This window comes from Angustibacter luteus, from assembly GCF_039541115.1.
In the GTDB taxonomy this organism is placed as follows: Bacteria; Actinomycetota; Actinomycetes; order Actinomycetales; family Angustibacteraceae; genus Angustibacter; species Angustibacter luteus.
In genome coordinates, this window is the sequence record NZ_BAABFP010000008.1 from 604,624 (window position 1) to 621,684 (window position 17,061).

The 17,061-nt window shown below is 67.0% G+C and carries 12 protein-coding genes, 1 tRNA gene and 1 pseudogene; 5 read left to right on the forward strand and 9 right to left on the reverse strand.

The genetic code is table 11. The features are described 5' to 3' along the window. Positions 1-27 precede the first annotated feature (27 nt). The 3 genes from ABEB17_RS19850 to ABEB17_RS19860 form a co-directional block, all read right to left on the reverse strand. On the reverse strand, positions 28-972 hold the full coding sequence (locus tag ABEB17_RS19850) for a DNA cytosine methyltransferase (RefSeq protein WP_345718478.1): 945 nt from the start codon (positions 970-972) through the stop codon (positions 28-30). A gap of 244 nt (positions 973-1,216) precedes the next feature. Continuing rightward, entirely contained in the window at positions 1,217-3,961 is a 2,745-nt protein-coding gene (locus ABEB17_RS19855) for a hypothetical protein (RefSeq protein WP_345718479.1), read from the reverse strand. Then, a complete protein-coding gene (locus ABEB17_RS19860; RefSeq protein ID WP_345718480.1) occupies positions 3,961-6,438 on the reverse strand; it encodes a UvrD-helicase domain-containing protein in 2,478 nt (825 codons plus the stop codon). Before ABEB17_RS19860 ends, ABEB17_RS19855 begins: the two co-directional genes overlap by 1 nt. A gap of 934 nt (positions 6,439-7,372) precedes the next feature. On the opposite strand from ABEB17_RS19860, the gene ABEB17_RS19865 reads away from it, so the two are divergent. Together ABEB17_RS19865 and ABEB17_RS19870 are read left to right on the forward strand one after the other, a co-directional pair. Beyond that, positions 7,373-8,521 (forward strand): sigma-70 family RNA polymerase sigma factor, encoded by a 1,149-nt coding sequence (locus tag ABEB17_RS19865; RefSeq protein WP_345718481.1) that lies wholly within the window; start codon positions 7,373-7,375, stop codon positions 8,519-8,521. A gap of 246 nt (positions 8,522-8,767) precedes the next feature. Further along, the gene (locus tag ABEB17_RS19870; protein ID WP_345718482.1) at positions 8,768-9,379 is read left to right on the forward strand and encodes an HNH endonuclease; all 612 of its coding nucleotides are present in this window, start codon (positions 8,768-8,770) and stop codon (positions 9,377-9,379) included. A gap of 1,087 nt (positions 9,380-10,466) precedes the next feature. On the opposite strand, the gene ABEB17_RS19875 is transcribed toward ABEB17_RS19870, so the two are convergent. Further along, the gene (locus tag ABEB17_RS19875; protein WP_345718483.1) at positions 10,467-10,676 is read right to left on the reverse strand and encodes a helix-turn-helix domain-containing protein; all 210 of its coding nucleotides are present in this window, start codon (positions 10,674-10,676) and stop codon (positions 10,467-10,469) included. Between the two features lie 122 nt (positions 10,677-10,798). Between ABEB17_RS19875 and ABEB17_RS19880 the strand changes: the two genes are divergently transcribed. Both ABEB17_RS19880 and ABEB17_RS19885 read left to right on the forward strand, forming a co-directional pair. Continuing rightward, complete coding sequence (locus tag ABEB17_RS19880) at positions 10,799-11,500, forward strand: hypothetical protein (protein ID WP_345718484.1); 702 nt, start codon at positions 10,799-10,801, stop codon at positions 11,498-11,500. A 118-nt stretch (positions 11,501-11,618) separates the two neighbouring features. Further along, on the forward strand, positions 11,619-12,626 hold the full coding sequence (locus ABEB17_RS19885) for a tyrosine-type recombinase/integrase (protein WP_345718485.1): 1,008 nt from the start codon (positions 11,619-11,621) through the stop codon (positions 12,624-12,626). Between the two features lie 37 nt (positions 12,627-12,663). Here the strand turns inward: ABEB17_RS19885 and ABEB17_RS19890 are convergent. Together ABEB17_RS19890 and ABEB17_RS19895 are read right to left on the reverse strand one after the other, a co-directional pair. Further along, a tRNA-Thr gene (locus ABEB17_RS19890) sits at positions 12,664-12,737 on the reverse strand. Between the two features lie 65 nt (positions 12,738-12,802). After that, entirely contained in the window at positions 12,803-13,465 is a 663-nt protein-coding gene (locus ABEB17_RS19895) for a TetR/AcrR family transcriptional regulator (protein WP_345718486.1), read from the reverse strand. Positions 13,466-13,536: 71 nt separating this feature from the next. On the opposite strand from ABEB17_RS19895, the gene ABEB17_RS19900 reads away from it, so the two are divergent. Then, entirely contained in the window at positions 13,537-14,058 is a 522-nt protein-coding gene (locus ABEB17_RS19900) for a dimethylsulfonioproprionate lyase family protein (protein WP_345718487.1), read from the forward strand. Positions 14,059-14,074: 16 nt separating this feature from the next. Here the strand turns inward: ABEB17_RS19900 and ABEB17_RS19905 are convergent, their stop codons facing one another. The 3 genes and pseudogenes from ABEB17_RS19905 to ABEB17_RS19915 form a co-directional block, all read right to left on the reverse strand. Further along, entirely contained in the window at positions 14,075-15,610 is a 1,536-nt protein-coding gene (locus ABEB17_RS19905) for an alpha/beta hydrolase (RefSeq protein WP_345718488.1), read from the reverse strand. Continuing rightward, positions 15,607-16,764 (reverse strand): DNA polymerase III subunit delta', encoded by a 1,158-nt coding sequence (locus ABEB17_RS19910; RefSeq protein WP_345718489.1) that lies wholly within the window; start codon positions 16,762-16,764, stop codon positions 15,607-15,609. Before ABEB17_RS19910 ends, ABEB17_RS19905 begins: the two co-directional genes overlap by 4 nt. Continuing rightward, positions 16,761-17,061: pseudogene (locus ABEB17_RS19915) on the reverse strand (hypothetical protein); the annotation flags it as partial. The gene ABEB17_RS19910 and the pseudogene ABEB17_RS19915, both read right to left, overlap by 4 nt.

Here is a 17,061-nt window from a genome sequence, read left to right on the forward strand (position 1 = left end):
AGCAACCGGGGGGCGCAGCAGAACGACCTATTTCGACGCCTCCAGCGCGGCCGCGATTCTCCGGCCGACTGCCTCGGCAACGGGCGGCGGGAAGGCGTTCCCGACTTGGCGGTAGGCGGCGGTCTTGCGGCCGGCGAAACGCCAGTCGGTTGGGAAGCCCTGCACTGCCGCTGCCATCCTGACGGTGAGCCGGGGGAGACCTTTGAAGCCGGGCGCTGGGGGGCCGTCTGCGATGCCCATGCCGTCGACGCCAAGGTCCCGCCAGGCCGCTTTCGCTCGCGTCGGACCGACGTCCGCGCCGCCGTGCTTCTTCGAGCCACCGACCAGCGCGGGTGCGATGCCCTGGGCCTTCTTGGCCCAGTCGCCGGCGCCCTCCCAGAGCAGTTCCCCCATCAGCGGTTCGAGGAGTTCGCCGACGGTCACCATCACACCGTCAGGTTCCGGCCAGGTGAAGTGCGTGGCCGCCTGGGGCTTCATCAGCACCAGGATCGCCCGAGGCCTTGACTGCGGCACCCCGTAGTCGGCGGAGTTGAGCAGCTCCCAGCCGCAGTACTCGTAGCCGAGCTCCTCGAACTCCGCCACGATCTCGGCCCGGTACGCGTCGAACTTCTTTCCCAGAAGACCACGTACGTTTTCGATCATGACTGCCTGCGGATCGAGTTCACGTGCGAGGCGGACCATTTCCGGGAACAGGTCGCGCTCGTCCTCGCGTCCAAGTTGCTTTCCCGCCAGGCTGAACGGGGGGCAAGGCACCCCCCCGGCCAAAAGCGTCACGCCACGAAGGTCGCCTGCAGGCGTCCACTCGCGGACGTTGCCCTCGAGGACATCCCACTGGGGGCGGTTGTCACGGAGCGTGGCGCAGGCATGGGCATCAATCTCGACGCACGCCAAGTGGTCGAACCCTGCCCGCTCCAGCCCGAGAGCCTGTCCCCCAGCTCCGGCGCATACTTCGACGGATGTGTACCTGCTCACTACGTGGTCCTCTGGCTAGTCTGCGGAGGCGGGAAGCCGTAGACAGGATTTCATCACAGAGCGCCGACACTCCTGCGACACCACGCTGGATGGACTCGAACGTATGAACGAACAGCCGGGCGACCGACCTCCTGCACCCTGCTCAGGGACGGGCCGGCGCCCCCGCCCCCGTCCTACCGCAACTCGGGTGCCGTAGCTGTTGCTGTGCGGGGTCGACGCCGTTTCGGCGGAGCGACTAGTGATCTCACTCGAGCGCAACCTCCTTGCAGTGGTTGCGTACTGGACAGCTGCGGCAGGTCGCCGCATCGTCGATGCCCGCCGGCAGGAATCGCCCGGGGGTGGGAGCGATAGCCGAAGCACTCGGACTCGCGCGAGTTGAGGCTGCCTTGTAGGCCCGGTCCAGTGGCCGCGACCCAGACTTGGACCCGGCGAGCGTGAACAGCCATTCTGGATCAGCAGAACGCGACCCCTGAGGCTTGATCACTGCGCGGTCGACGGAACTCCCGCGCTGACCCGGCGTGAGAAACGGCCAAAGCCGGTTGGCAAGGGCGCTCGCGGCCAGCTCGTTGTTGACGAAACCAAGTCGCACGAGCGCGTTCCTCATGTTGCCGTAGAGCATGAGTAGATGGTGGGCCGCTTGAAACGCGGCCGTCGGACCCACTGCCCACTGAAGCGCGAACCTGCGTGGGCACGCCTGCCCTGCCCCTGCCGCGCGGGGGTCTATCTCTGCAACGGCCAGGTCCAAGCTCGCGGCGTCACAGTGAGCGTCCACGGTGAGCGGTCGCGCTGTGAGCGGTGGGAGGTCGGACCCCGGAGCCACGATCTCCGAAGGTAGGCCACCGGCTCGCTGACGTACGGCTGGACTGTCGTAGTCGGGGACGGTGAGAAGCGTGACAAGTGGCGACGCGTTTTGAAGCTCTCCACCTACCCTTGCGATCCAACTGAGGGTCACCCCGCCGGTTTGCTCCACGCCATCAAGCCCTAGCCATAGCAAGTACAGATCGCCCAGTGCACCAAGTTCGGCCCGCGCCTCCAAGATCTCCAGCGTGGCTGCCGCCATGGTCGGGGAACGGCGCAGGTCTTCGAGGCGAAGCGGCCACCCGACACTTGGCCCGCGACTGGGAAAGGTGGTGGCACTAAGGTTCGCCAGGTGCACATCGCCAGGTGTTCGGGCAAAGCCAAGGGCATCAAGCCCGCGGAGCTCGCGGACGCCTGTAGCATCCGGGCGTCCGTCATCTTCGAACTCGACGTGCCGCCCGAGCAGCATGGTGACAACGTCGATGAGGCCGTCGGCGTCCAGCTCGAAGTCGGGTCCGCCAGTCAAGCCCTGAAGCTTCTGGCGGATGCTCTGCTGCTCGGCCCGCGGGACGCCGCGCATCCCGCGTTCAAGATGACCGTTGAGGAATGTGACATGCTCGCGCAGCGAGACTCGCTCCCTGCTCGCCACTCGCCCCGCAAGCTGCAGAACGGTTTCGACTACGCCCTCCACCGATCTGGCCTCATCTACGGTTAGGTCGGCCCAGGGCACGAGCCGCAGCGGATTTGACGCAGCGGTTTGCCAGCGCGCTACATCGCTTTCGGTCCCAGCCCTAGATCCGTGCGTCGCGACGTCACCGATGACCAGCGCGGTGAGCAACCGGGCTCGTTCCCGCCAGGACGTATCAGTACTGCAACCTTGAAAGAACGGGGTTGCGCGGCGCAGCACGCCAACGAGGTCGGCAGCGTTGCTTCCACCGTCAACGTCCAGGAAGCCCGTCGAAGCCATGTCCAGCAAGTCTTCAGACGCAAGCCTGATGAGTGGGAGACCGGTCTGGACCGGTTCTATGCAGCGGTGCAGGGCGAGCAGAAATATGCCCACCGGCAACTGTGCGAGATCGACGGTGCCGTCAGCTGCTTCAGTTCCCAGCCGTCGAATGAACCTGTCAACTTGGGCTGCCTGAGCTGCGTAGAGCGTTCCTCCCAGAGACTCAGCATTTTCTATCGACTCTCGGGTCAACTGCTTGACCAACTCGGTGGGGCTGGCGCACTCAAGCACCCGGACCTTGCCGACCACGGCGTTGGAGTCAACGGGCTCGCCACGCAGAGCGTCTTCGAACGCAATCGCGGCTGGTGTGGGGGCGTCCCGCAAGGAGTCGACGTGGACCGGGCGCGGCATGTCCCAGGAGGTCGTAAAAAACCTACGCCAACTTTCGAACACCTCTGAGTGCTGGTCGTCGTGGACGACAAAACACTGATCAACGTACGAAAGCTCCCGGAGGAGCTGAAACAGTGCCCACTGCGGCGGAGTGAAGAAGTAGAAGCCGTGGTGGATCACCTGAATCCTCTGCGTTCCTGTGACAGGGAACAAGTGACGCAGGGCGCGATCCATTCGGTCTGCTAGCGCTCGCGCATCGGGATCCGCCTGCTTCCGAAACCGGTCAGGGTCGATCCAAAGATCGTCCCGCGTTGCGGTCAGGCCAGGGACATGGGTCTCGATGTCCTCCCAAGCGCGAACTGCGAGATTTGCGGTGGGATCTTGGGGCGTCACCTCGCTTGGATGGACTCCGGACGCCGCCAGGGTGACAACGGTGCGAGTGAACTCCCTCCGCCCACGCGTCACGACCCTGTACTGCTCGGGGGAGGCGTGCTCCCTACAGTAGGCCCTCAGTCTGTCTTCGAGCTGAATGTATTGCTGGATCCGGAGGCCTGACGCCCGGTCCTGCCAGGCGCTCATTTTCTCGCCGTAGCGCTTGGGGGAACTGAGTTCCGATGGGCTTGGCAGACCGTCGACTCTTAGTTCTTCGCCGCCCGCAAGCTTCGGCATCACGATGGCGTCGATAAGCGTTGCGATGGGCAGAGCGACTGCTCCGCGCTCGCGTATCGCGCTCGCGAGGGTGGTTGTCGCCGTGACGTGCGCGGATTCGTTCCAGACGATCCCGCGCTCGGCCAGCGCCGCACGTACGATCGGGCCGCGCACCGAGTCGAAAGCGAGTGCTTCCCAATTGCCCATCAATGGCTCCCTAGGTTAATCAGGTCCAGCCAGGAGTCTGGGCGAGGAGGGGCAGGTCGATTTTGGCGCGGAACAAGAACGGTCAGTTGATCCTTCGCACGCGTCAGGGCTACGTAGAGCAGGCGCGCCTCCTCGCGGGAGGTCTCCAGGTCGTCATCTGCCCAGGCCCGCGTGTCCGCGTTCGGAACGTTCGAGATCGAAGGGTTCTTTACACGCCATTCCCAAAGCAGGCGGGGCAGCTCGCCGTCCTTGCGGAGCACCGCCACGCGGGAACTCGCACGGCGGGGTGGCCCAAAACTGGTGGCAACGTAGGGAATGAGAACTCGATCGAACTCCAGTCCCTTCGCCTTGTGCACGGTAAGCGCCGTCGTAGTTGCTAGCAGCCGGTCGTTATCGACGGGCTCATCCTCCAATCGGTTCGTCGCGATCTGGAGTTTCAGCCATGCCAGGATTCGCTCCAAGGTCGTGGACCCGTCCTGGTACTGGAGGTCCATCAGTGTGACCAGGTGGTCCAGGCAGGCTGCGTATCGCACACGCTCAGTTACATCGTCCGGCCCCGGCAGCACTGACGCGGCGGGCGCGAACGACCGTACGCATTCGATCACCCATGCCAGCGCAGGCATTCGGCGCGACAGGTCCAGAAGCGCTCGTAGCCTGTCGTGGACCGGCCGAAGGTCCGTCAAGTCGAGGGAACCCGTCGAGGCGAGAGTTGATAGGCGCGACTGCCAGTCAAGGAGCGCTGGGACGGGGTCCGTCCAGTCGCGGGCTCTGATGCCCCTCGGTGGCTCGCCAGCCAGGATGCCGGCAGCCCAGCGGGACTCGCAGAGTTCGAGCGTCGGACCAGCGGCATCCGGCTGGGTAACCGCCTCCAATAGCACGCGGAGTTCACGAACCGCTGGCGATGTATAGAAGCTGCCGCCCACGAGCAGCTCACAAGCCCCCCCTCGGTCGCGGACCTGGGATTGAACTTCGACCGCCTGCCAGTTGTTTCGGCACAGGATGGCGATGCTTGCTTGGGGGTGGGTTTCCCGCCACTCGAGGGCCAACGCCGCCGCTTCCGCTGCCGCCTGGGCAGGGCGAACTGGGCGCTTCGCCAGGGGCTGGCTCCTGTCGCTGCCAACGTTGCTCGGACGCAGCCGGTCCCGATCGCTGTAATCGAGGAGGCGATCCTGCGCCCAGGACGTGAAGAGCGGATGCAACGACTCCAGCAGACGTGGGCCGGATCGGAAGTTGGTGCTTAGCGAGAAGGGACGGAGAGCTTGCATCCCGCTAGCTCGCACTCGCCGCTCTAGCTCCCTGAATGCGCTGCCCTCCGCGCCTCGGAAGCGGTAGATGCCTTGCTTGGCATCTCCAACAACAAACAGACTTGCGTCAAGCCTTCTCGCGACCTCGATGATCAAGTCCATCTGCGCGGAATCTGTGTCCTGGAATTCGTCAACAAAGAGAAACCTGGGTCTGCGGACCGGCGGATCGCTTTGCGCTCGGAGGGCGGCCAACGCGAGCGGGACCAGCTGTCCTGTGCTCACGACTTGTTCACGCAACGCATGCTCGGACATCGAGCGCGACACCTCACAGATCGCTGAGGTAACCGCATTACAGATCTGTGCCGGAAGGTCAGAACCGTCGAGCCCACCAAGGTCCACAGCGTCCGCGAGGCTGGCGTCGGGCTCATACGAAATGACGGGAACGCCGTTGTTCTCCAGCGCGTCCCAGACCTGCCGAAGGTGGTTTTGCCACTCATAGCTGGCTGGCACCTGTCTGTTGCTATAGGCGGTCACCAGGTCGGCGAGCTGTCGCGAGAGTGCTTGATCCACCAGATCGCGAAACTCCATGGTCAGCCTAGACACTGCCGATTCTGGACCGAATCCCACGGCCGCGCCGCCCGCCAGGGCGAGGCTCTTCGCGTAGGAATGGATGGTGCCGATCTCCGCGGTTGCCAACTGAAGCATCCAGGCAACGACCGGCAGCACGCAGCGTCTCGATAGGCGCCGACGCAACAGCAAGGTGCGGGCAATTCGATGACGCATCTCCAGCGCGGCTTCCCGAGTGAACGTCATGAGCACAACGTCGTCGGCGCGCAGATTCCGGCGTTGAGCGTCGAGGGCGCCTGAACATTCCGACGTGGCGAGCAGAAAGAGAATGCGCTCTGACATCGTCTCGGTCTTGCCAGTGCCCGCTCCGGCTGTCACAAGGACGTTTGCGTCCGGGTCGGCATGAACGATGCGGTACTGACCGACGTTGATCTGTCCCGTTGCGTCGGCGGCTTGAAGTGCCGCCGAGAACGCCGCGTCGTTCTCACTAGGGAGCTGTCCGTCGACAACCCAGCATCCCTCGACTGCGGCGGCTTCTGTCACGACGGCGCATTCCAGCATTCGGCTCTCCCTGAACGCCTGGTAGTCATCGTCTGAAAGCGAGTGGGTAACGGACCTCGGGGTTACAACGAAGACGCGAATACCGTATTGCAGCAGTCCGAGCACATCGTCCCAAGCGGGTGCCCCCGCGCCCAACCAAAGCACCGAGTACCTCGGCAGAACCGGGAGGCCAAGAGATTGGCGCAGTACGTCCAGGCCCGTACTTGGATCTTGGTTTAGCACGGTGGCGGCGCGACTTGCAGAGTCGCGAAGCGGCTCGCTGGTCTCCGGTACTCGCTGAGGGCGGCGCGAGCGTAGCGCGCGCTCCACAGGCGCGAAGTCGGAGAACTCCAGGGGAGGCCCCTCTCCCTCGGCCGGCATCAGAGGATCAGGAAGGGGCCCTTCGGCTGGCGGGGGCACTTGCGGGCCCCGGACCGCCGTCATAGCGGAAACCGGCCAGACAAAGGCATCAACCTCAAGGCCGCCTTGGCCTGTGCGACGCGCGCGTCGGCCGGCGTCCCGCAATTCCCGGACCTCGGCACGAAGCCAACGACCGTCGGTCAGAGCGCTAGCCGCTTCGTAGAGGACGATCCAGACGCGTGTACCGCCTGCTTCCGCCGTCGCCAGATAGTCGCGATATGCAGCCGCCTCCATCCAATGGGACCGCTCGCCTGTGAAGGGGTCGACCTCCGACCGAGTTCGAAACGTCACTTCCCAATAAGCCGATTGCCCAGCCTTCGTGGTGTGAAGGTCTGGGGACCGCATGCGGTGAGGTCCAGCCCCGACCAAGGGGGCTTGAGCGTTCGGCGTGTTATTGGTCGCCTCCCCGAGGCGCGTGACGAGGTAACCGTCAGCGAGAAGCCACCTGGACCACGCGATCTCGCAACGTCGCCAGTGACTGTCGTCCTCCAGGTCGACCGCCATCCTGATCCTTTCAGCCTCGGAAAGCTCACGGCCCTCCTGCGACTCCGAGCATGCTCGGCACAGTCGCAGATCCAGGGATCCCTAATCTCTAGGCTCATACTGCCGAACTTTGGGGCAGACGATGGAGAACTAACCCTTGAGCAAGCCCACACCGACGTTCAATGCCCAGGTCGGGGCGGTGACCGAGAGCATCGGACCATGGATCGAGAACGACAGTCTCGATCACGCCCGACTTGAGCTGGCGCTTGCCCAAGTGGGCGCGGATGCTGCCGTTCGAGCACGAGTCGTCGCCATGTTGAGCGCGGCGCAGATCACCGTCGTCGGGGGCGACGAAGAGCTGCGCACTGGGTTGACCCACGACCAACGAATGCACAACGGCGTGGCACCTGACCCGAAGGCCCCCAGGAGAGCTGCGATCGCTGCGGCACGACGTGTTCTCGAGCTGGACCGTCGAGCGCATCGTCCTGACAAGCGTTTGCTCACGGCCGAGGAAGAGGTCGGGCTGAGTCTCATCATCCGTGGGACTGAGGAGAGGGCATTGCCTCGGGGCGGCTTGGCTGACCTATCGGGCGAACCCCGCGTCGCGGCCGACGCGATGGTTCTGCACAATGTGCGATTGGTCCACAAGATTGCGCGCGGGTATCACGGACAGGGCTTGGAACACGATGATTTGTATCAGAGTGGTATCGCTGGACTCATTCGTGCGGTGGAGATGTTCGAGCCTGAGTCGGGATTCAAGTTTTCTACCTATGCGACCTGGTGGATCAGGCAGTCGATCACGCGGTCCATCGCGAACGAAAGCCGGCTGGTGCGCATTCCTGTGCACATGCATGAGCTCATCCAGCGCGTCCGAGCCACGCAGCAGAGCCTTACCTTTGATGACTTCGGCCCGTCGGTCTCTGCCTTGGCGACTGAGTGCGGGCTGTCCATTGGAAAGGTGATCGAGTGCCTGCGACTGAGCCGACCGCCGCTTAGTCTGGACGCGGAGTACGGCGAAGATGGCTTTACATTGGGTGATCTCGTCGATCAGCAAGCCGATCAACCCGAACACGTCGAGGTCGGTGGCTTCTTTCCTGAAGATGTCTGGCCATGGTTGTCGCGCCTGGATGCCCGAGGCAGGGAGGTCGTGCTGCGTCGGTTCGGGTTTCATCCCTTCGCTGAGCAGCAGACCCTCGACGAGGTCGGCCGCGCATACGGGGTTACGCGGGAACGGATACGCCAGATCCAGGTCGTGGCGATGCGTCAGCTCGGTGCGATGGCGGCGGAGCCTCGAGCTCGGCCTTGATGAGCCCCAGGCGCCGGCAAGCGCCATCACCAAGTTGTTAGGGGAGTGGAACTGCTCCCACTCCCGCTCCTACGAGAACGATCGGAGGCGACTCGACAACGCAAGCAGGCCATCGGCGTCTTCAGGCACGCTTCATCGTGACGGATGCCGAGCGTGAACTGCGTCCGGACGCGCCGCCCGCATCCATAGCGCGCAACCAGCTACCAGATCGGCGGCGAATGCTCACCGTGCGCGTACGGTGCAGAAATGGCTAACCCCGTGGACGACGTGATCCGTCAATTCATGATGCCGAAGGCCGTTGCGATAACGGGTCGCTCGTCGAGTATCACGAACTCGTTCATCAACTCCATCATCCCAGTCGTCATCCCGACGCCTGAGGAGATTCGCAGAGCTCTCGAGATTCTCGACATGACGGAACAGGTTCGCTGCGCCTACTGCGCCGATCCTCACACCGAGTGGGACCACCTCCGACCGTTAGTGATCAACAAGCAGCCGACCGGCTATATCTCCGAGATCCACAACCTGGTCCCTTCATGCGGAAAGTGCAATCAATCAAAGGGAAACAAGCACTGGCGGGTCTGGATGCTCGGGTCCTCGCCCCTGTCCCCTGCCTCACGGGGGGTCTTCGACCTCGACGTGCTGGCGCTGCGACTCGAGCAGTACGAAGCTTGGAGTGCCCCCACTCGCCTCGACTTCGCCTCATTGGCCGGCCCGGCCCTCTGGGCCGAGCACTGGGATCACCACCGGCGGATCCTTGGCCTCATGCAGGAGGCGCAAGTCGTAGCCACCTCGATTCGCGAGAGTGTAAGGGCCGGCTACCTGGCACAAGCGCCGACGCGATATTCAGCCACCGACTGATAGTCGGGCGGCACGACACCGAGCCCGCCTGGGTCACGCATGCCGCTCGGAGGATGCCCGTGTTATCGAGGGTGCCGTGCATCAGAACTCGGCTCAACGGCAGCGATTTCGAGCACTCAGCCGGACGCGCAGCTACGTCCCGAGCATGCGAGGCAACGCTTCAATGCTCAGCGTGGCGCCTGGCCACGCCGAGCCCAGAATCAATTTATCCGTGTTCATTACACCCAACGGTGGCGCCAAAGGCGCCAGCCTTGTGTCTAATAGAGTGGCGGCGCCGGATAGGCGCCTTGTCGATACTGAAGCAGATGCTTGATGCATTGGCAGGCCGCCCCCATAGGGGCGGCCGTGCCTTGTTTCCCACCCCCACCCCTTTGTTCGCCGAAAGAGACTGACTCAAGAGAACGCGTGAGTACCTGCAGGTCAGCGGCCTGCCGACACGTGCGGAACGCTCCCCGTGGGAGCCGTGGGCGTAGCAGTTTGAGGCGAAACCGCTACGGCGATCGATCCCCGCAACTTGGACACCGGCCCCTGCCGAGCCACCCTTGTTGGGCGACGTGTCGAGGCAAAGCGAGACAGCGCCGACCCGAGCCTGGCGCAAGAAGGCCAACGCGCACGGCCTGTCTGATCGACCGATCCAGACTCGAGGCGACGCTCTCGAGGGTCCCCGGTCCGACTTCTCCTTGTTGATCGACGGCAAAATAGCCCGACCAACTCTCCCTGCCGAAACGGCGCGTGCCCGCTCTTCTCCATGCGCGAGACCGCTAAGAACCAGACCCTAAGCCAACCCGGGACAACCCCCCTCGCTCCCCCGATCTCTGCCGCCCAGGACTGAGCGACCGCCGCCCAGGTTCCTGAGCGGTCCTGAGGGCCAGCGAAATGAATCTTGTGCGCGACCCTGGCTTTGGCTGCCGATGCGCTTGCCTCGGCGGTGCCTGGCAGTGCCTTCAGTTGCTTGCTCATGGGACTCGACAAGACCAGCCACCACCGGAACCTGACCTTGCCCTCGCGGGACTCCCCAACACGAGTCTTCCGGGGAGGTCGGCCTCGAGCCGGTCGCCGTCCGATCGCGGAGGCCAGCCAGCCCGATTCACGGCCTCACCATTCGATGGGCCGCTGAAGCGGCATCCTCATTCAGCCAGCGCTCCAGTTCCGACAACCGGTAGCGGTACTGCTTGCCGATCTTGTAGCGGGGCACACCAGATCTGGCGGCACAGTTGTGCAGCCAGCTTGGCGGCTTGTCCAGGAACCTGGCCGCCTCCCTGGTGCTTACAAACGGCTCAGGCAACTTGCTGGTCAAGATCAGTCCTCCTCATCTTGGGCGCATTGAGTAACGCTAGACCCCATGTAATCGTCTTTCCATTAAGTCTGTCAAGACTCCATGCATGGACATGGGCCAGGGGGTCGGCTAGACTCACTGTCATGACCAACGGCGCATCGGAGACCCGCCAGTCACTCGGCGCGAGGCTGCGCAGCCAGTTGGGCTCCCAGCCCCTCGCCGCCCTCCCGGCGGCCCCGCAGGCACAGACGCACGTTGAGGATGACCGCATCACCACGATGTGCCGCTTGGGGGAGGACTGGATCATCGGCATCGAGTTCGTGCGGGACGAGCTCGACCTCGACCGCCCGGTTGAGCTGACAATCCTCGCGGCCCGCAGTGACTCGGACGTGGCGCTCACCACCAGCGTGCTGCGCGCCATCCCACTCGGACAGCTCATCGATGCTGCCCGAGCGGTATCCCGCGACGCATCGGTGCTTTACGACGCGTACGAGGCCGCGATCGCGGAAGAGCTGATCGTGTGGACGCAGGATGCCCGACGCACCGGCGCAAAGCGCAGCGGTTTGGCATACGCGGCCCTAGCCGCGCGCTACGCCGACCTGGTCGCACGCGGAGATCGCAAGCCCGCAGAGACGCTAGGCGCAGAGTTGGACATGTCGCCTGTGACGGTCTCGCAACGAATCCGGGAAGCGAGGCAGTCGGGCCTTCTCACTCCCGCTGTCCCGGGCAGGGCTAGCGGTCGTCTAACCAGGGAAGCCGTGCGCTTGCTCGGCGACCTGTGGATGAAGGCTCATGGGAAGGTGCGGGCCAGCAAGGTTGAGGAGGCAGGAGATGGCCTGGATTGAGAAGCGAGCCGCGGGTTACATCGGGCGTTATCGCGATGCCAACGGACGGACGCGATCGACGCGGCTGATGCGCCGCAAGCGGGATGCCGTTGAGGCAGCCGAGCTGCAGGAGCGGCGCGTGAAACGCGGGGACTGGACGGACCCTGCCCTGGGCAAGATCACCGTAGGTGAGTGGTCCAAGCTCTGGCTCGCCGGGCTAGAGGTGACGCCTAAGACCAGGCACGGCTACGACGAGCGTCTCCGGTCGTTGATCCTCCCGCGCTGGCAGGACACGCGCCTGAACGCCGTCATGCTGTCCGAGGTCAAGGCCTGGGTCGCCACGATGGCGGGTGCCCGTGGCCGGTCCGCAAGTGACACCAGGCGACGCGACGCGGGGGCACAGCTGGTGCGGATGCTCGACGCAGCCGTCGACGAGGGGCTGATCAGGTCCAACCCTGCCAAGACCAAGGCCGGCAAGACCACGTACCTTCCCCGGGCCAAGAAGGCCAAATCGCACCGCTACCTGTCGGACAACGAGCTGCTGGCCGTGGCGGACGAGTGCGGTTCCTACGGCTCATTCGTCCTGCTCGCTGGGTACACGGGCCTACGTTGGGGCGAGATCACTGCCCTGCGCGTCCGGGACGTCAACCTGCTGCACGGCAGGATCACCGTCGAGCGCGCCCACTCGATGGTCGGCGGAAGGCTCCTCGTGGGGGACACGAAGACGCACGAGCGCCGCCAGGTGGTCGTGCCGGGCTTCTTGCGTGAGGACCTGTCCCGGCTGATGGTGGACAGGGATCGCGACGACCTGATCTTCGTCAGCCCGGACGGGAGCCCGCTGGACAACCGGAACTTTTCTCAGCGCGTGCTCGCCAAGGCCTGGGTGCGTGCGGGCGTCGAGCGGCTCACGTTCCACGACCTGCGCCACACCGCGGCGAGCCTGGCGGTGGCGTCCGGGGCGAACGTGATGGCCGTCCAGCGCATGCTGGGGCACGCTTCTGCGGCGATGACGCTGGACACCTACGCGGGGCTGTTCGACGACCACCTGGTCGACGTGGCCGACCGCATGAGCGAGCGCGCGATGTCTAGCCGTGCCCACTCCGTGCCCACTAGGGGCACGGAGCAGGTCACGGCATTGCGAGCCTAGGACTCGCGTTCAGCACCTGACCAGCAGGTCCTGTCGGAGCCGCCTATCGGAATCGAACCGATGACCTACGCATTACGAGTGCGTCGCTCTGGCCGACTGAGCTAAGGCGGCAGCGCCCCCGCGAAGGGGCACGAGCATCGAGTATAGAGGGCCGCGGGCAGTGCTCGTGCACGGAGTCACGGCGCGAGCAGCACCCGGGTCCAGATGTCGAGCAGGAGGCGCTCGACGTCCGCCGGACTGAACCCGCGCGAGGCGAGCAGCTCGTAGTACTCCGGCGCGTTGGTGGACCACACGAGGTCGGCGACCTGGTCGTCGGTCAGGTCGGCGCGCAGGTCGCCGGTGGCCCGCAGGTCGGCCGCGAAGAGCCGCATGTTCGCCGCCCGCCGGTCGGCCAGGGAGGTCAGCGCCGCTCCGGCCGCCGCGTCGGTGGCGGCCGCCTGGCGCAGCGCGACCACCAAGGGCACGACCTGGGGGTGCCGCCGCACGATCGCCGCGGCGTACACCTCGAGCTTCGCCCGCGCCCCGGGGGTGGCGCGCACCTGCTGGACGTAGTCGCGCTCGATCGACGGCGTCGCCTGGCCACCGGGCGCGTCGGTCTCGTGACCGGCGAGCGCCTCGTCGATCAGCGCGAGGACCAGCTGCGGCTTGCGCCCCACCGAGGCGTAGACGGTGTCGACGGCCACCCCCGCTCGCCTGGCGATCGCGGTGACGGACGTCGCGGCGTACCCCTGGATGGCGAAGAGCTCGTGCGCGCTGCGCAGGACGGCGACGCGGGTGGCGGCCGCCTGAGCGGCCCGCCGCGGGGACCGGTAGGGGCGGGGGTTGACCGGCTCGCGCATGCGATCTACCTTAGCAATATTCGGCAGAACGCACTTCGGATGAACTGCCACCCCAGGCACGGAGGTGCCTCGTGGACGAGACGACCCTGACGACCGCGGTCTTCCGACCGGCCGGCACCGGAGCGGCGACCTGGGCGATGGGCTCGCTGTTCGAGCACCTGGTCACCGGGCAGGAGAGCGGCGACGAGCTGGGCGTGTCGCTCGTGCTGCAGCCGCCCGGCACGGCCACCCCGCTGCACGTGCACTCCCGTGAGGCCGAGGCGTTCTACCTCCTCGCGGGCACCATGACCTACCGGGCGGGCGAGCAGACCTTCCGGATGTCGGCCGGCGACTTCGTCTACCTGCCGAAGGCCGTGCCGCACGCCTTCCGGGTCACCGGGGACCGACCGGCGCAGATCCTCGGGATGACGGTGCCCGGTGCCCTGCTCGCGCTGTACGACGAGGTCGGGCTGCCAGCGACCGAGCGCCGCCTGCCCGGCGCCGACGGCCGGCCGATGCCCGAGGAGATCGCCCGCTGGAACGACGTCGGCCCGCGCTACGGACTGCAGGTGGTCGGCCCACCGATCCCGGCGGACGACGTCCCGGTGGGCTAGGACCGCCGGCCACCAGCTAGCAGGTCAGCCCGTCCTTGGGTTTCGTGCCGCGCAGCAGGTAGGCGTCGACGGCCTTGTCCACGCACCGGCTGCCCCGCATGTACGCCGTGTGCCCGTCCCCGCGGTAGGTGATCAGGTGCCCGTCGGACAGCTGCTCGGCCAGACCCTGCGCCCACGGGTACGGCGTGGCCGGGTCGCGCGTCGTCCCCACCACCACGATCGGTGGGCTGCCGGGGGCGGTGACCGCGTGCGGCTTGCCGGTGGCCGGCAGCGGCCACGAGGTGCAGGGCAGCTCGCCCCACGCCAGCAGGCCACCCCAGGTCGGCGCGGCCCGCTGGAACGTCGGCAGCTCCGCCTTCACGTCGGCGGCGCCGTCGCCCACCGGGCGGTCGAGGCAGTTGACCGCGTACAGCGCCGGCGTGCCGTTGCCCGCGTAGGTGCCGTCCGGCTGGCGGTCCGCGTACATGTCGGCCAGCTGCATCAGGCCGCGTCCGTCCCTGGAGAACGCCTGGTCCAGCGCCTCACGCAGGCTCGGCCAGAAACCCTTGTCGTACATGCCGAGCGCGATGCCGTAGCTGCCCCAACCCTCGGTCAGCGGCCGGCTGGGGTCGCCGGACGGGAGGGGCTTGGCGTCCAGCGACGCCAGCAGACCCTGGATGCGCTGCATCCCGCGACCGACGTCCGAACCGAGCGGGCAGCCGGACCGGTCGACGCAGTCGGCCACGAACGCCCGAGTGGCCTGCTCGAAGCCCTTCGCCTGGCCGAGGTCGATCTCGCGCGCCGACAGCCGGGGGTCGATCGCGCCGTCCAGCACCATCCGGCCGATGTTGGTCGGGAAGAGATCGGCGTACGTCGCGCCCAGGTAGGTGCCGTAGGACTTGCCCAGGTAGAACAGTCGCTTGTCGCCGAGGGCGGCGCGCAGCACGTCCATGTCCCGGGCCGCCGAGACCGTGTCGACGTGCCCCACCAGGGCGGGGTCGGCCCGCTGGCACCCGAGCCCCATCCCCTTGCCGATCGCCGTCATCCTCGAGACCTCGGCCGGGGTGTCCGGGGTCGGGTCCTGGCCGATGAAGGTGTCGGTCTGCGCGTCGGTCAGGCACTCCAGGGGGTCACTCGTGGCGACGCCGCGGGGGTCGAACCCGACGACGTCATAGGCGCGCCGGGTCGCGGCACTGATCGACGTGCTCGCCCGGCGGGCGTAGTCGACGCCGGAAGCGCCGGGGCCGCCGGGGTTGACCACCAGCGAGCCGAGTCGCTGCTTGGGCTTGCCGGCGGGGAGCTTGATCACCGACAGCGGGATCGTCGCCCCCGACGGGTCGGCGTAGTCGACCGGGACGGTGAGCTTCGAACACTGGTACCCGTCGCCGCAGTCCGTCCAGCTCAGCTTCTGGTCGTAGTAGGTGCTCAGCGCGTCCGGCACCGCTGGAGCGCTGACGGACGGCGCGTTCGGACCGCTCGCCGCGGGTTCCGGGGCTTCGTCGCCCCCCGAGCAGCCCACGAGCAGCAGCAGCGCCGCGGTGGCGGCGGCGAGGACTGCCGGCCGCGCCCTCACGCGTCCGTCCGCAGCTGCAAGGTCATCGCCTCGAGGGCGAGCAACGGGGCGACGTTCGCCCCGATCCGGTCGCGGGCGTCCCGGATGGCATCCATGCACCGCACGGCCTGCGACGGCGAGAGCCGGGCTGCCAGCCGCTCGACGTCCACCCGCATCTCGGCGTTGATCAGCTCGGCGGTCGGGTCGGCGTGCAGGACCAGCACGTCCCGGTAGAGCGAGAGCAGGTCGAGCAGGGAGCGATCCACCATGTCGCGCACGAACCGGGTGGCTCGGCGTTTCTGGTTGTCCGACAACGTCTTCAGCTGGCCGCGTACGTGCGGCGGCTGGGTGCGGGCCTGGGGATCGGCGCCGAGCGCCCGCAGGAGGTCGACCCGCTCCGCCTCGTCCCGCTGCGTCGTACCGGCCTCCGCCTCGGCCTTCGCCGTGTCCAGCAGGGACGCCGCGTGCAGCACCGCGTCGCCGACCTCGCGCAGCCGCAGCGGCACGCCCAGGACGTCCCGGCGCCGGATCCGGGCCTGCTCGTCCGTGGCCAGCCGACGGGCCATCCCGATGTGGCTCTGCGCGGCCCGGGCGGCGAACGCCGCCATCTGCCGGTCGACGCCGTCGCGCTGGACCAGCAGGTCGGCCACCGCGTCCGGTGGCGGGGTGCGCAGCCCGACGTGCCGGCAGCGGCTGCGGATGGTCACCAGGACGTCGTCCGCGCTCGGTGCGCAGAGCAACCAGACCGTGCGGGCCGTGGGCTCCTCGATCGCCTTGAGCATCGCGTTGCCCGACGAGTCGTTCAGCCGGTCCGCATCCTCGACGAGGATCACCCGCCAACGGCCTGTCGAGGGACGGCGCTGGGCCAGCGGCAACAGCTCGAGGGCCTGCTGCCGGCTGATGATGACGCCCTCGGTGCGCAAGGTCGTCACGTCGGGGTGGCTGCCGGCGAGCACGGTGTGGCACGCGTGGCAGGCGCCGCAGCCGGCCTCGTCCTGCTCGCACAGCAGCGACGCCGCAAAGGCCCGGGCGGCCACCGACCGGCCGGACCCGGGCGGCCCGGTGAACAGCCACGCGTGGGTCATGCCGGAACCGTCGCCGCGCGAGGACCGGACGGCGCTGCGCAGCACGTCCACCGTCGGCTGCTGCCCGACCACCTCGTCCCAGACGCTCACCGCTGCTCGCGCTCGCCGAGGTTGAAGATCTCTTCCTCCAGGGGCAGCGGCTGGGTCGCGCTGGCGGGCAGCGGGGCCGTCGCGTCGTCGCCCGCACCGGGGCGCTGGTCGCCGCCGACGGCCCGCATCGGGCGGGTCTGGGCAGGCGCGGCTTGGGTGGCGTCCTGGCGGGCGGCCTCCTCACGGGCCGCACGCTCGCGGGCCGCACGCTCGCGGGCCGCACGCTCGCGGGCCGCCTGCTCGCGGGCTGCCTGCTCCTCGGCCGCGCGCTCGGCTGCAGCCGCGGCGGCTGCGCGA

Bases quoted from the DNA above. Each gene is read 5' to 3' on its own strand.
- ABEB17_RS19855 (WP_345718479.1), bottom strand. From the start codon at position 3,961: ATGGGCAATTGGGAAGCACTCGCTTTCGACTCGGTGCGCGGCCCGATC.
- ABEB17_RS19870 (WP_345718482.1), top strand. From the start codon at position 8,768: ATGGCTAACCCCGTGGACGACGTGATCCGTCAATTCATGATGCCGAAG.
- ABEB17_RS19880 (WP_345718484.1), top strand. From the start codon at position 10,799: ATGACCAACGGCGCATCGGAGACCCGCCAGTCACTCGGCGCGAGGCTG.
- ABEB17_RS19895 (WP_345718486.1), bottom strand. From the start codon at position 13,465: ATGCGCGAGCCGGTCAACCCCCGCCCCTACCGGTCCCCGCGGCGGGCC.